This is a genomic window from Mesorhizobium sp. M7A.F.Ca.US.008.03.1.1 (assembly GCF_003997495.1).
Classification (GTDB): domain Bacteria; phylum Pseudomonadota; class Alphaproteobacteria; order Rhizobiales; family Rhizobiaceae; genus Mesorhizobium.
Map to the genome: position 1 here is coordinate 80,205 of NZ_RZRU01000003.1, position 15,005 is coordinate 95,209.

12 protein-coding genes are annotated in these 15,005 nt (G+C 62.6%); 10 read left to right on the top strand and 2 right to left on the bottom strand.

Features of this window, described 5'->3' with window-relative positions; genetic code table 11:
• Positions 1 to 24 precede the first annotated feature (24 nt).
• From EOA16_RS05955 to EOA16_RS05970, 4 genes are all read left to right on the top strand, one after another.
• On the top strand, positions 25 to 1,356 hold the full coding sequence (locus tag EOA16_RS05955; protein ID WP_127256333.1) for a UDP-glucose/GDP-mannose dehydrogenase family protein: 1,332 nt from the start codon (positions 25 to 27) through the stop codon (positions 1,354 to 1,356).
• A 92-nt stretch (positions 1,357 to 1,448) separates the two neighbouring features.
• Positions 1,449 to 2,891, top strand: coding sequence for a GMC family oxidoreductase (locus EOA16_RS05960; protein WP_127256335.1), 1,443 nt, complete (start codon positions 1,449 to 1,451; stop codon positions 2,889 to 2,891).
• 13 nt (positions 2,892 to 2,904) lie between these two features.
• Complete coding sequence (locus EOA16_RS05965; RefSeq protein ID WP_127256336.1) at positions 2,905 to 3,354, top strand: hypothetical protein; 450 nt, start codon at positions 2,905 to 2,907, stop codon at positions 3,352 to 3,354.
• Positions 3,355 to 3,426: 72 nt separating this feature from the next.
• Positions 3,427 to 4,506, top strand: a complete 1,080-nt coding sequence (locus EOA16_RS05970; protein ID WP_127256338.1) for a glycosyltransferase — start codon at positions 3,427 to 3,429, stop codon at positions 4,504 to 4,506.
• An 18-nt stretch (positions 4,507 to 4,524) separates the two neighbouring features.
• On the opposite strand, the gene EOA16_RS05975 is transcribed toward EOA16_RS05970, so the two are convergent.
• Both EOA16_RS05975 and EOA16_RS05980 read right to left on the bottom strand, forming a co-directional pair.
• Positions 4,525 to 5,547: a phosphoribosyltransferase family protein gene (locus tag EOA16_RS05975; protein WP_127256339.1), complete on the bottom strand. Its 1,023-nt coding sequence runs from the start codon at positions 5,545 to 5,547 to the stop codon at positions 4,525 to 4,527.
• Between the two features lie 52 nt (positions 5,548 to 5,599).
• Positions 5,600 to 7,096 carry a lipopolysaccharide biosynthesis protein gene (locus tag EOA16_RS05980; RefSeq protein WP_127256341.1) on the bottom strand — a complete coding sequence of 499 codons (1,497 nt, stop codon included), beginning with the start codon at positions 7,094 to 7,096 and terminating at the stop codon, positions 5,600 to 5,602.
• Between the two features lie 185 nt (positions 7,097 to 7,281).
• Between EOA16_RS05980 and EOA16_RS05985 the strand changes: the two genes are divergently transcribed.
• The 6 genes from EOA16_RS05985 (at position 7,282) to EOA16_RS06010 (ending at position 14,993) form a co-directional block, all read left to right on the top strand.
• Positions 7,282 to 8,454 (top strand): glycosyltransferase, encoded by a 1,173-nt coding sequence (locus tag EOA16_RS05985; protein ID WP_127256342.1) that lies wholly within the window; start codon positions 7,282 to 7,284, stop codon positions 8,452 to 8,454.
• Positions 8,455 to 8,494: 40 nt separating this feature from the next.
• Complete coding sequence (locus tag EOA16_RS05990) at positions 8,495 to 9,490, top strand: glycosyltransferase family 2 protein (RefSeq protein ID WP_127256344.1); 996 nt, start codon at positions 8,495 to 8,497, stop codon at positions 9,488 to 9,490.
• Complete coding sequence (locus EOA16_RS05995; RefSeq protein ID WP_127256345.1) at positions 9,490 to 10,440, top strand: glycosyltransferase family 2 protein; 951 nt, start codon at positions 9,490 to 9,492, stop codon at positions 10,438 to 10,440. The genes EOA16_RS05990 and EOA16_RS05995 overlap by 1 nt, the downstream gene beginning before the upstream one ends.
• The gene (locus EOA16_RS06000) at positions 10,430 to 11,398 is read left to right on the top strand and encodes a glycosyltransferase family 2 protein (RefSeq protein ID WP_127256347.1); all 969 of its coding nucleotides are present in this window, start codon (positions 10,430 to 10,432) and stop codon (positions 11,396 to 11,398) included. The genes EOA16_RS05995 and EOA16_RS06000 overlap by 11 nt, the downstream gene beginning before the upstream one ends.
• Before the next feature lie 74 nt (positions 11,399 to 11,472).
• A complete protein-coding gene (locus EOA16_RS06005; protein ID WP_127256348.1) occupies positions 11,473 to 12,369 on the top strand; it encodes a UTP--glucose-1-phosphate uridylyltransferase in 897 nt (298 codons plus the stop codon).
• Between the two features lie 236 nt (positions 12,370 to 12,605).
• Entirely contained in the window at positions 12,606 to 14,993 is a 2,388-nt protein-coding gene (locus tag EOA16_RS06010; protein WP_127256350.1) for a polysaccharide biosynthesis tyrosine autokinase, read from the top strand.
• Positions 14,994 to 15,005: the final 12 nt, after the last annotated feature.

A 15,005-nucleotide genomic window follows, 5' to 3' on the forward strand; every position in this document is an offset into this window, starting at 1 on the left:
TGCCTTGCATGGGAATGAAACCGAATGAATTTAACGGTGTTTGGAATTGGCTATGTCGGCCTCGTGCAGGCGGCGGTGCTTGCCGAAGTCGGACACCAAGTGGTGTGCGTCGACATCGACGCCGCCAAGGTCGAGCGGCTCAACCAGGGCCTGGTTCCCATTTTCGAACCCGGTTTGGAAAACCTCGTTAAGGAGAACCATGCCGCCGGCCGCATCAAGTTCACCACCGATGCCGCCGCCGCTGTCAGGCACGGCGAGATCCAGATGATCGCGGTCGGCACGCCGCCGGGCGAGGACGGCTCGGCCGACCTCAAATATGTGCTGGCCGTCGCCGAGACCATCGGCCGCGAAATGGACAAACCCAAGATCGTCGTCGGCAAGTCGACGGTGCCGGTCGGCACCTGCGAAAAGGTGAAGGCCAGGATCGCCGACACGTTGAAGAAAAGAGGCCGCGAGGATTTGGCCTTCGATGTCGCTTCAAATCCGGAATTCCTCAAGGAAGGTTCCGCGGTCGCCGACTGCATGAAGCCGGACCGCATCATCGTCGGCACCGACAGCGAGGACACCGAGGCTGTGATGCGCGAACTCTACGCGCCGTTCAATCGCAACCACGAGAAGATGATCGTGATGGACGTGCGCAGCGCCGAATTCACCAAATATGCCGCCAACTGCATGCTGGCGACCAAGATCAGCTTCATGAACGAGATGGCCAATTTGGCCGAACAACTCGGCGCCGACATCGAGGAGGTCCGCAAGGGCATCGGCAGCGATCCGCGCATCGGCTACCATTTCATCTATCCGGGCCTCGGTTACGGCGGCTCGTGCTTCCCCAAGGACGTGCGGGCGCTGATCAAGACCGCCGAAGGCGTCAAGTTCGATGCCAAGCTGCTGCGCGCCGTGGAGGAGCGCAACAACGCACAGAAATCGGTTCTCTTCGACAAGGTGGACCGCTATTTCAAGGGCAACCTCAAAGGCAGGACCTTTGCGCTCTGGGGCCTGGCCTTCAAGCCTAACACCGACGACATGCGTGAGGCGCCGGCGCGCGTCCTGATGGAAGCGCTCTGGAAGGCTGGCGCCAATGTGCAGGCCTATGATCCCGAGGCGATGCAGGAATGCCAGGCCATTTACGGGCTGCGCGACGACCTGCTTCTGTGCGGCACCAAGGAGGCGGCGCTGCGCGGCGCCGATGCGCTGCTGATCGCCACAGAATGGAAGAGCTTTCGCGCGCCGTCCTTCGACGCGATGAGGGATGCGCTGACCACGCCGGTCATTTTCGACGGCCGCAACCTCTATGACCCCAAGGTCATCGCCCGCCATGGCATCGAATATCACTCGATCGGCAGAATGGCGGCATGAGACCGGACCCTGGCAGACCGATGCAAGAGCGGTCCGCACACGGCCTGCGGGCGCTGGGACTGAGCGCGTATTTCTGTGTGGAGTTGTAGCTGATGGTGCTGGACGTAAAGCCGGAGCAAATCACCAAGGATCATTTCGATCTCGTCGCGATCGGTTCCGGCTTCGGTTCGGCCTTCTTCCTGCATGAGTTCGCCAAGCGCCGAAAGGCGCGCATTCTGGTGCTGGAGTGGGGACGCCACAACACCCATGAATGGCAGCTCGAACAGAACGTCAACACCGACATCGAAGACGAGACGACCTACAAGACCAATTCCGACAAGCCGTGGAACTACACGATCGGACTGGGTGGCGGGACCAACTGCTGGTTTGCGCAGACGCCAAGATTTCATCCCAATGATTTCCGGCTGAAAAGCACCTACGGCATCGGCAATGACTGGCCGATCAGCTATGACGACGTCGAGCCGTTCTATTGCGACGCGGAAGACATCATGTCGATCTCCGGCGATCCCGACATGGCGGCGATGCTGCCCCGCTCGAAGCCGTTTCCGCAACCGCCGCATCGCATGTCGACACCGGACACGATGATGAAGGCGGCGCAGCCCGGCCAGCACTTCGTCATGCCAACCGCGCGGGCTCGCGTGCCGACCGCGCAGCGCACCTCGTGCTGTGCCAATCTGCGTTGCTGGCTGTGCCCGGTCGACGCCAAATTCACCGTCAACAACGGGTTGATGCACGTCTTCGAGCATCCCGACGTCTCGGTCTGCCTCGGTGCGGAAGTGCGCCGGCTCGATCACGTCGGCGGCGCTGTCCGTTCGGTCACGTTCAGCCATGACGGCAAGGAATACCAGGTCAGCGGCGATCTCTTCATTCTCGGCGCCAATGCCATCCAGAGCGCGGCCATCATGCTGCGTTCCGGCCTGGGCGGCGAATTTGTCGGCAGCGGCCTGCATGAATCCTACGGCTGGAATTTCGAGGTCTATCTCGATGGCGTCGACAATTTCGACGGCAGCACCATCACAACCGGTCTGAATTTCGGCCTCTATGATGGTCCTCACCGATCGGAACACGCGGCGGCACTGGTCTATTTCGAAAACCGCTGGCAGCACGGAATGCGTGCCGAAAAGGGGCGCCTACGCCAGGCGCTGCCGCTTGTCGTGGTCACCGAGAATCTGCTCGATCCAGAGAACTACGTCACGCTTGACGCGGATGAAAATGCCTTCGTCAGCTTCAAGGCGCCATCGGACTATGCGGTGAAGGGTATGGCGCGCGCTCTGGAGAAATTGCCTGACCTTCTGGCGCCGCTGCCGGTCGAAAAGCTCTTCGACCGCGGCATCCGGCCGACCGAATCGCACGTCCAGGGCACGCTGAGGATGGGCACCGGGCCAGCAGACTCGGTCATCGACAGCGGTATGATCCACCACCAGCTCAGAAACCTGGTCGTCGTCGGCACGAGCACATATCCGAGCTGCTCCTGCGCCAACCCGAGCCTGACCGCGGCAGCGCTGTCCTTGCGGGCGGCGAGCCGGATCGCGTGAAAGGAGGTATTGCATGATCGAGATTTCCAGACGCTCGGCCCTGGCCGTCATGGCTGGCGGAGTGGTCTCGACAGGGGTCGCCTACGCCACTGTTTCCTCCTTCTCGGACGAGGATCTGGTGCGCGTCACGCTGGAAAAATACCTTGGCAAGTTGAACATCCGCATCGAACATCTGCAGCAGTTCGTGCTGGCGTTCCGCGACAGGAATCCGTGGAACTTTCCAAGCGAAAAACTGAGTGACGCCGTCACCTTGGTAGAGGAGCTCAAACTCGGCGCCGCGCGTCGCTTGCTGCCCCGGCAGAAGCGGGAAGATCTGCTGCATTTCGACCGCTGGGTCGTCGCCGAATTCCATATGCTGACGGACTACGCCTGGCGCAGTTCGCCCAACGACCCGATCCGGTTTACCGGCTGGCAATCCTGTACCAATCCCTTCGCCAATCTGGAGCCGCCGAAACTTGCCTGACGTCGAAAAGAGAGGCGGCGGACTTTGCCTGTCTCCGAGCAAGGAATACGAGATGCGACAAGGAGCCCGATCATGAAAGTTCTCTTTGCAGGCGGCAACGGCTATCCGCCCGAGTTCAGTGGCGGCGTTCAGTCGAGCACGCATCATCTGGCCGAACAGCTGATCGAGCACGGTCATGAAGCCGCTGTGCTCGCCGCCCTGTTCGGTGATGGTGTCTTCGGCTTCAAGGCGCGCGCCAAGATGAAGCTGTTGCGGCAGCCGGCGGTTGTCGACAGCTATCCCGGCTATCCGGTGGTGCGGGCCTGGTTTCCCTGGGAAGCGGCGGGTTATGCCGTCGACAGGCTGAAGCCCGATGTCGCCGTGGTCCAGTGTCACAAATCGGTTCCGATCGGCAAGGCGCTGCAGGCGGAGGGCGTGCCTCTGGTCGTTTATCTCCGCAATGTCGAGTTCCATGAACTGGGCGGCGATCTCCGTGAATTGCATTCAGCGCTTTACATCGCCAATTCTGACTTCACCGCGCGTACCTACAGACAGGAGTTCGGCATCGAAGCGGTGGTGATCCCGCCAACCATCAACCCGGCGCACTACTCGACGCCGACGACGGGCCAGTTCGTCACGCTGATCAACCCTTATGAGGAAAAGGGGTTTGAGCTCGCGGTGCGCATTGCCGGCGCCTGCCGCGAAATCCCGTTCCTGTTCGTCGAAAGCTGGAAGCTCGACGACGATCACCGGGCGCGGATCGAACAGACGATCGCTCCCTTGGGCAATGTCGTCCTGGAGAGCCGCACCAGCGACATGAAGACGGTCTATGGCCGCACGAAGATCCTGCTTGCTCCCAGCAAGTGGGAAGAGGCGTGGGGCCGCGTCGCTTCGGAGGCCCATTGCAGCGGAATCCCGGTTGTCGGCTCGCGGCGCGGCGGCCTGCCCGAGGCTGTCGGCTCTGGTGGCGTGGTGCTGGATTACGTTGCTCCGCTTGCCGATTGGGTCGCGGCCGTCAGGCGGCTGTGGAACGACAACCAGGAATATGACCGGCTTTCCAGTCTTGCTCGCAGCTTCGCCGGGCGCCCGGAACTCGATCCCGATCGCCAGTTCATCACCTTCTTCTCGATACTGGACAAGGCGATGCAGCAACGCGCGCGACAGGCGGCCTGACGGCGCCGCCTGAGCAGGTCAGGCCGGGCGCTTAACCCGGCTTTTCAGCGTCTCGTAGCCGCGGGCGCCAAGCAGCGCGCGGGCAATGGTCTTGGCGGCGCTCTTGCGGCCCTCTTGCGACTTGATCTGCCGCAGCCTTGCCGGCAGGTTGCGGGCCGCCTGGCCAAGTGCCGGCAGCGACAGCGCGTCGGGGAAGCTGACCATATGCGTTTCGACGCACAGCACCGGCTTGCCTGACAGTTCGGTGATCTTCAGCGCCTGTTCGTGCTCGCTCTCGATGAACAGGATGGCATCGGACTTGCGGTAGAAATCGGCCTTGAAACTGCCATGCGCGCCGAGTCGTTGCCGTTCCGCCTTGCTCGGCAGGTCGAGCATGATCAGCTGGTCGTATTTGATCTCATGCTTGGCGAGCCATGCCTCGGTGAGCGCGCGGTATTTCTCCAGCCGGCTGGTAACCAGCCAGCCGATCCTGTGGGTCGCGACATGGAGCGGCCGCGCTTCGCTGAGGAATTTCTCATAGGCCGGGCCGTCGTCGTTTTCCGCCTCTGTCGGATCGAGGCACAACACGCCGTCAATGTCGACACAGCATTGCGCCAGAAATTTGTGATGCATGAAGTTCCACTGGAACATGCGCGGATGCGGCACGACTTCGAAGACGAGGTCGGTTTCCTGGTGCTGGGGCTCAAGGCCGAACACGGCGGCAAAGGTGAACTCCGCCTCGATGCCCGCAGTCTGGATGCGGGCGCGTGCGTCGCGCATGGCGTTGCCGCCGGAAACGCTGTCGTCGATCACCAGCACCTTGCGCATCTCGGAAACCTTGCGGTCGAGAGCGGCACGACGCTTGGTGACGCCAGACGTATAGATACGCCCTTCCAGGAAGCTGTCGAGATCGGTCATCGGGATGTTCGCGGCAAGGCTGACCAGCGTCGCTGCCAAAACGCCGCTTCTCGGCACACCGACGACCAGGTCGATGTCGCGCGGCAGCCGGTGCAGGCCCCTGACGATGGCGTCGTTCATATCGGAGATCGATCGGTAGTGCATGGTTCAGACCTGGTCCTGGAGGAGATGTCCGTAGCAGTCGAAGACGCCCAAATTATTGCGCCTCGCGCGGCGCTGCCGCAGGCAGCCTTGCCGGCAGCATCTTGAGCGCCTCGCGCAAGGCTTCGCGGCCGGAGGCGAATGCCAGTGCGATGACGACGGTGATGAGGTAGGCGAGCACGGCGCCGCTGGCCAGGGCAACGACATGCTGCTGCGGCAGCAGTGGCTTGATGAACCAGATCGCGGCCAGTGCCAGATGGGCGCCAAGCACGAACGGCGTTGCCGCGCGAAGCACATGATGCGCCTGCAGCGGTCCGCTCTTGCCGACATAGAGCCACAGGAACGGCGTCCGCAGATATTCGCTGATCGCATAGGCGATCGCCACGCCCAGCGCGCCATAGGGCAGGCCGAGCATGAAAGCCAGCACCGACGTCACGGCCGTTATGATGCCCCAGCGCATGAAATCGCCGGAGCGGCCCTGGCTGACGAAAAGCCACCCCGCCGGATTGTTGAGCGGCTGCAGCAGCCCGGCAAAGCCGAGCGCCAGGAAAATCGAGGCGCTTGCGCGCCATTGCTCGCCGAGCACAAAGGGGATCAGCACATCCGACATCGCCGTGGCGAAGGCGACACCGGGAAGCGCCACCAGCAGGATCAGCGGCATGACGCGCAGATAGGCGCTGCGGTAGCGATCTGGCTCGTCCTTCAACCTGGAAAGCGCCGGAACCATCACCTTCGACAAGGGGTTGGTGATCTGACTCAGCGGAAACAGAAGCAGCTTGTAGGCGCGGTCATAGAGGCCGAGTTGCGCCTCGCCCCAATATTTGCCGATCAGCACATTGTCGAGGTTGCGGGCAAAGAAATTGGCGAAGTTGAAGCCGGTGATGCCGGCGCCGAAATTGATCAGCTCGCCGATGCCGGCGACCTTGCGCGGCAGGCCCGGACGCCAGCGCGAGCTCGCCCAGTAGCAGAGCGTCGGCAGCACGGCACCGGTCAGCGTGCCGGCAAACAGGGCCCAATAGGAGCGATCGATGAAGGTCCAGGCGATCGACACCGCAAGCCCGGCGATGGCGCTGGCGACGTCGATGACGGCCAGCCGGCCGAACTGCATGCGGCGCGTCAAGAGCGCCAGATGCTGGGCGCCCAGCCCATAGGCCATAATCTGCAGCCCGAACGCAGCCACCAGACCCGTCACGCGCGGCTCGCCGTAGAAGGCAGCAACCAGCGGCGCCGCACCCGCAAGCACGCAAGCCAGGATCGCGCTGACGGCGACATTGATCCAGAAGAGGTAGTTCACCTCCTCATGCCGGATGCCTGATTTCTGGATCGTCGCCTGGGTCAGGCCGAAATCCTGGAACAGGGCGATAAAGGCAAGCACCGGGGCGCACATCGCCACGACACCGAAATCCTGTGGCGACAACAACCGCGACAAGACGATAACGGAGAGGATCTGTGTCGCGACCCGCACCGATTGCGCCATGGCCGTGACAACTGCGCCGCGTCCAACCGATTTGCGCAAGGAGCCTTCTGGCGGATCGAATGCATTGGCTTCCAAATTCAGGATTCCTGATTTTCTACGTGGATTTCCGAGCCCGAAAATCCACGACCGCCGCCGACCACAAACTACGGCAATAATTTTGCAGTGCAACAGAAAACGTCGATTGATGCAGCAAAAATGTTGCGATGCAGCAAGAGCTGTACTAGCATTCCCTTGGGTGGGCCAACAGCGGTCGAGTTTTTATGCTGCATGTCTTGTACCTTGTGCACGACGTTTCCGACCCGGCGGTGCGCCGGCGGATCACGATGCTCAGGGCAGGTGGAGCCCAGGTCACCTTGGCCGGCTTCCGTCGCACCACGAATCCGATTGCGGATATCGAGGGACTGCGCCCGATCGACCTCGGCGCGACGCGTGACGGGCGATTCGGCCAACGCCTCGCGGCCGTAGCCAAAGCAGCCGTTTCGATAGGCTCGAAGCTGGGCGGGATGCCAAAACCGGATGTCATCATCGCGCGCAACCTGGAAATGCTGGCGCTTGCCCGCCGCGCCAGGTCAGCCTTCGGTGCATCGGTTCCGATCGTATACGAGTGCCTCGATATTCATAGGCTTGTGCTGCGCAACGATGTCCTGGGCAAGGCGCTGCGCGCCACCGAACGCTTTCTGGCCAGGGATGTGAAGCTGTTGGTGACCAGTTCGCCTGCTTTCATCGCCAATTATTTCAAGCCGTTTGGCCAGGTCGCGGCACCCATTGAGCTGGTCGAAAACAAATATTTCGAGGCCGCGGCGATCTTGCCCGGCGCTCCGGAGGCTGAAGAGAGCCTGGTTGCCCCGCCATGGCGGATCGGCTGGTTCGGCGCGCTGCGCTGCCGCCGCTCGCTCGAGCTGCTGGCTGATTTCTCCCGCCGCAGGGAGGGCCGCTTCGAGATCGTGCTGCGCGGCCGTCCGGCTTTGTCGGAATTCCCTGACTTTCACGGCTTTGTCGAGGCCGAGCCGTGGCTGTCGTTTCTCGGACCCTACCGCAATCCGGAAGACATGGCGGCGATCTACAACGATGTCCATTTTTCCTGGGCGATCGATTTCTTCGAAGCGGGGCAGAACTCCGAATGGCTTCTGCCCAACCGGCTCTATGAAGGTTGCCGTTTCGGGGCGGTGCCGATCTCTATGGGCAACACCGAGACCGGGCGGTTCCTCAAACAGCAGGATATCGGCGTGCTGTTGCCGCAGGCTTCGCCCGAGGCACTCGAAGCCGCGCTAGGCAAGATGGAAGAGCATCGCTTCGCCAGGCTGAAGGGGCGTGTTCTGGCGCGCAATCCGAGAACCTGGAGCTACGATCGCAGCGATTGCCGGGCGCTTGTCGAGCGGCTGCGCAGCCTGACGGCCGCGCCCGATTCGTTTGCCGCCGAGGCATTGGCATAGGATGGCCGGGGATGGACAGAGGCAAGATGGACAGAGGTTGATGACGCAGACGGAAAAACCCTCATCCAGCCTGATCGTTATCCCGTGCCTGAACGAAGCCGCCCATATCGGTGCGCTGCTCGATCAATTGCGCCCCGCGGCCGCCCGGCTTGGCGCCCGGATCATCGTCGCCGACGGCGGCAGCACCGACGGCACGCTTTCCATCGTCGAGGATGTCATTGCCAGGGACCCGCGGGTTATCCTGCTCCACAACCAGCGGCGCATCCAGAGCGCGGCGATCAATCTCGCCGTTGGCACCTTCGGCGATGGTGCCGACTATCTCATCCGCATCGATGCGCATGGCGGTTATCCCGACGACTATTGCGACAGGCTGGTCGAGGAAGCCCTGGCTACGGGCGCGGATTCGGTTGTCGTTTCGATGCTGACGAGCGGCAGCGGTGCCGTGCAGAAGGCGGCCGCGGCGGCGCAGAACTCCAAGCTCGGCACAGGCGGCTCGAAGCACCGGCATCTTTCGCAGGGACAGTGGATCGACCACGGCCATCATGCGCTGATGCGCATATCGGCCTTCGGCGCTGTTGGCGGCTATGACGAAACCTTCAGCCACAACGAGGACGCCGAGCTCGATTACCGCCTGCGCAAGGCCGGCTATAAGATCTGGATGAGCGGCAAGACGCAGATGGTCTACTATCCGCGCGCGTCGCTTTCAGGCCTCTATTTCCAGTATCTCGGCTACGGTCGCGGGCGTGCCAAGAATGTGCTGAAGCATCGCGTCGTCCCGAAGGTGAGGCAGATGGTGCCGCTGCTGGTGTTCCCGGTGGTGCTGCTGGCGGCCTTCTCCTTCGTACACTGGCTGGCGGCGGTACCGCTGCTCCTGTGGGCGTCGGTGTGCCTGGGCTACGGGCTGGTGACGGCTATCCGCCAGCGCAAGGCCGACGTCGCGCTGGCCGGTGTCTCGGCCATGGTCATGCATCTTGGCTGGTCGGTCGGCTTCTGGCTGCAGCTTCTCGGCCTCGGCTCGCGACGCGGAGTGGCCTGATGGCGGTGTCGGCAAAGAACCGCAGCATCGACATCGGCGTCTGCACGTTCCGCCGGCCGGAACTGGCTGACACGCTGCGCTCGCTCGACGCCATGGAGATGCCGGCGGGATTCGATGTTCGCATCGTCGTCGCCGACAATGACGACACCCCGACGGCCCGCGACATGGTGGCGGCGCTGTCGCGGGAATTGACGGTGCCGATCCAGTATCAGCATGCCCCGGCGCGCAACATCTCGATCGCCCGAAATGCCTGCCTCGATGCGAGCACGGCGGATTTCGTCGCCTTCATCGATGACGACGAGACGGCCACGACTCCATGGCTCGCCGAACTGGTCGCGATGGCGCAGCAAAGCGGTGCCGCCGCCGTGCTCGGCCCGGTCAGGGCGCGCTATCGCCCGGATGCGCCGGACTGGATGCGGCGCGGCGATTTCCATTCGACCTTGCCCGTCTGGGTGCGCGGCGAGATCCGCACCGGCTATACCTGCAACGTTCTCCTGCGGATGGGCTCGGACAGCCTGCGCGGCCGCCGCTTCAGCCTGGCGCGGGGCCAGACCGGCGGCGAGGACACCGAATTCTTCGACCAGATGCATAAGGCCGGCGGCCGCATCGCCTTCTCGCCCGAGGCGTGGGTCGACGAGGTGGTGCCGCGCTCCAGGGCGGCATTCGATTGGCTCGGTCGCCGCCGCTTCCGCGTCGGCCAGACGCATGGCCATCTTCTGGGCAGCAGCGCCAGCGGCATCGGCTTGGTCAAGCAGGTCGGCCTGGCCTCGGCAAAGGCCATCTATTGCTTCGCCTCGGCACTTCCGGTGGTCGTCAGTCCGGTACGCAGGAACCGCAGTGTGCTGCGCGGCATTATGCATGTTGGTGTCGTCAGCGGCCTCGTCGGCATCCGCGAAATCCGCCTCTATGGCCAGCCTTCGCCACAGGAAGGAGGCAAGCGTGCAGCCTGACGTCAGCTCTGTCCCGGATGTTTCCTTCGTTATTGCCGCCTACAATGCCGAGGCGACTCTTGATCGGGCTATCGCCAGCGCCATCGCCCAGAAGGGTGTCAGCGTCGAAATCATCGTCGTCGATGACAAGTCGCGCGATGCGACGCTCGACGTGGCGCGGGCCTATCCAGAGAATATCGTCCGTGTCGTCGCGCTGGCCAGCAACCGCGGCCCCGGCGGCGCCAGGAATGCCGGCCTCGATGCCGCCCGCGGCAGATGGATAGCGGTTCTCGATTCCGACGACGCGGTCTTTCCCGGCCGGCTCGCCGCCATGATCGCTCGTGCCGAAAGCGCGGACGCCCAGATCGCCGTCGACAATCTGCAGGTCGTTCGCGAGGATGGCGTCATCGAGGACGCGATGTTTCCGCGGCAGTACCTGGAAGGCTTGCGCGAGATTTCGCTGGCCACCTACATCGCCGGCAACGTCGTCTTCGAATCCAAGTTCAACCTCGGCTACCTCAAGCCGATCTTCCAGCGCGAGTTCCTGAACGGAAACCGGCTTCGCTATGATGAGAAACTGAGGATCGGCGAAGACTACATCCTGTTTGCCGAAGCCCTGGCCAAGGGTGGCAAATGCGTGGTCGAGCCCGATATCGGCTATGCCTACCATATCCGCAGCGGCTCCATTTCGCGCGTGCTCGAGCTTCACCACGTCGAGGCGATGCGCAGGGCGGATGCCGTGTTCGCTCAAACCCATCGGATGGATGAGGCCGCGCAGGCCGCGTTTGCGCGGCGCGGCCGCAGCCTGCGCAAGGCGGCATCGTTTCTGTCACTGGTTCAGCACATCAAGGCGCGGTCCCCGCTCAAGGCGATCCGGACGGCGCTCAGCGATCCGGCGGCGGTCAGGCATATGGGCATGCCGATCGCCGTGCGGTTGCGAAGAATGGCGGCACAATTTGCCGTTGGGGCGGGGAGGTGAAGATGCAGGCACATGGAGGGATTTTTCGTGGCCTGTGAATGGATTGAAGTCGATCTCCTCAGAAGGAATTTGCGATGAAGAAAATCAGGAAGGCCGTGATACCGGTGGCGGGGCTTGGAACACGGTTCTTGCCGGCGACCAAGTCGATGCCGAAGGAAATGCTTCCCGTCGTCGACAGGCCTGTCGTGCAATATGCGGTGGACGAGGCCTTCGAAGCGGGCATCGAGCACATCGTCTTCGTGACCGGTCGCAACAAGGCGGTGATCGAGGATTATTTCGACCTGCATCCGGAATTGATCGGCACCTTGGAGCAGACCGGCAAGAAGACCCAGCTGGAGGCGCTCGAAAGCATGCTGCCTGTGGCCGGTGCCACCAGCTTCATCCGCCAGCAATCCCCGCAAGGCCTCGGCCATGCGGTCTGGTGCGCGCGCGAGGTTATCGGCAACGAGCCCTTCGCCCTGCTGCTGCCGGACATGGTGTCCTTCGGCGGGCGCGGATGCCTCGCCGAAACCGTCGAGCTTTATGAGCGTACGGGCGGCAACGTGATCGCCGTCGAGCGTTGCGAACCGAGCGAGACCAACAAATACGGCATCGTTGGCCGTGGCGCCGAGATCGGCGGCGGTTTCGAGGTGACGGCCATGGTCGAGAAGCCGGCGCCGGCCAATGCGCCGTCGAACTTCTACATCAACGGCCGCTACATCCTGCAGCCCGAGATTTTCGCGCTCCTGGGCAGTCAGCAGCGCGGCGCCGGCAACGAGATTCAATTGACGGATGCCATGGTTCGTCTGTCGAAGGATCAGCCGTTCTTCGCCCAGCCTTTCCTCGGCCGCATGTTCGACTGCGGCTCCAAGGAAGGGTTCATCCAGGCCAACATCGCCTTCGCGTTGGCGCGCGACGACATGAAGGGTCCGGTTTTCGAGATGCTTCAGGAGTTCGTCCGGTCGCATGAACGCCAGGAAGAAGCCGCATAATGCCCATTTTTCGGGAGCATTGTCAGATGGCCGGCGCAGAGGGGCCGGCAGGTTCTCGCCGTCTGGCACGACGCTTGCATCGCTTCTAGCGATGCTCCCGATCTTCGAGGCGCCTGCAAGCCAAGGCATGATCCCTGAAAGTGGGTCCCGGTTTCCGGAAAAGATCATGTTGAAACAGTGAGATAGAGCCCATTGCGATCAATCGGAATAGGACCGGCTCTAGAATTGGACCGAAGATGAATTATGCCAACTTTCCTCTCGACAAGAGGATGCCATTGCCGAATTCGGACGCAGGAGACGGCGAAGACTTCATCGATATCGAGCGGCTGCTTGGCATGGCCGCACGGCAGGCCAAGGTGGTTGCCGTGTGTGCCGTCATCGGTCTCTTCCTGGGCCTGCTTTATTTGCAGACAACGCCGCCCAAATATCAGTCGGTCGCCAGCGTGCTGATCGACGAAGGCTTGAACAAGATTGTCGACGATATCTCGGCGGCGTCGACAACCATGCAGACCGATTCCGCCATCCTGAGCCAGATCGAGATCCTGACCTCGACGCGGCTTGCCGCCGTGGTCGTCGACAAGCTGAAGCTCGACCAGAACGACACGTTCATGAATCCGCCCCAGTCGGCGCTTGCCCAAGGCATAGGCCTCATCCGCGGCCTGATCCAGTATGTCCGCCCCAGCTCTTCCATGCCGGGTGGCGCTGACTTCAGCAAGCTCGACCCGGCCGCCCGCGATGCGCTGATCGCCACGTCGCGCCGCGACTACGCAATCCTCAAGCTGCAGAACGAGATCCAGGCGGAACGCGTCGGCCGAAGCTACGTTATCGCGCTCGGCTATCAGGCGACGGATCCGGTCTTGGCAAACGCCATCACCAAGGCCTATGCCGATGCCTATCTCGCCGATCAGCTCGATGCCAGCTTCGATGCCACCGAGCGGGCTGCGGTCTGGCTGCAGGGCCGGTTGACGGAGCTGCGCCAGAGCTCGCAGGCAGCTTCGCTCGCGGTTGAGAAATTCAGGGCCGAGCACGGGCTGGCAGCCAACAGCGATGGCCAGCTGATGAGCGACAAGCAGCTTTCCGACCTCAACGCCCAGCTTATCGTGGCGCAGGCCGACACCGCACGCGCCAGCGCCCGCTACCAACAGTACAAGGCCATTGTCGACAGCGGCTCCGACAACGCCTTCAAGGATGCCGCCATATCGAGCGACCAGCCAAGCAGTTCGGTCATATCGGCGCTCAAGACCCGCTACCTCACGGTCGCCAAGCGGCTGCAGGACGTCGAGGCGAATTTCGGCCCCGAGCACCCGCAGGCGGTGGCTCTTTCCAAGGAGAAGGCCGACATATCGGCGCAGATTTTCGGCGAGTTGAAGCAGCTGACCGAAAGCTACCGCAACGAATATGAGGTGGCGCAGGCACGCGAGACCGCGCTCAGGGCCAATGTCGCGGCCGCGCAAGGCAAGAGTTCCGTCGACAACCAGACGCAAGTCAAGCTGCGTGAGCTCGATCAGCAGGCGACGGCGCTCACCACGCTCTATCAGACATTCCTGGGTCGTTACGAGGAAGCCGCGCAGCAGCAATCCTTCCCGGTCGGCAAGATCCGCATCATCTCGGACGCGTCGATGCCGCTTGCCGCGTCAAGCCCGCGCACCATCGTCGTGCTCGGACTTTCGCTGGTGCTTGGCCTGCTGATGGGCGCCGGCTTTGGTGGCCTGAACGAGTTCAACGAACGCTTCTTCAGGACCGCCGAGGACGTGCGCGACCGCGTCAATTTGAAATTCCTCGGCTATCTGCCGACGATCGGCGGCAAGCTCGGCAAGGAAGAAAAGCCGGGCGAGACCCAGGTGGACGCCAAGACCACCCAATCGCTGTCTTCAGCCGAAAAGCGGGCGCGCATGCGAGTCAGCATCGATTCTCCAGCCTCGATGTTCTCCGAAACGCTGCGCAGCGCCAAGATCGCCTTCGACGTCGTAATGGAAGGGCAAGGCAGCCGCGTCATCGGCATCATCTCGGTGCTTCCTGGCGAGGGCAAGTCGACGGTTGCGGCAAATCTCGCCGGCTTGCTTGCCGCCAATGGCTCCAAGACGCTGCTGATCGACGGCGACTTACGCAATCCCGGCCTCAGCCGAGGCCTTGGCATGGAAACCGAGCAGGGCTTGATGGAAGCGGTGGTCGGTGGCCAGACCTGGCAGTCGGTCGGCAAGATCGACAGGCAGACGAAGCTGGCGATCATCCCAGCGGTGCTGCGCGGTCACTTCTCGCATACCAGCGAACTTCTCTCCTCGGCCGGCATGCGGCGCTTCATCGAGAACGCCAAGGAGACGTTCGAATACATCGTCGTCGATCTGCCGCCGCTCGGACCGGTGGTCGACGCCAAGGCCTTCGCGCCGTTGGTCGACGGTTTTGTACTGGTCACCGAGTGGGGGCGCACCCCGCGCGCGATGGTCAGGTCGATGCTGGAATCCGAACCCTATGTCGCCAACAAGATCGTCGGCGCGGTGCTGAACAAGGTCGATCTGAAGAAACTGGCCAAATACGGATCGTTCGGCGGCTCGGAAAAGTTCTTCGATAAATATTCGAGCTACTATCTGGAAAAATCGGAAGTGCGCGGCAAGGCGCCGGTCTGACGTCGACCGTTG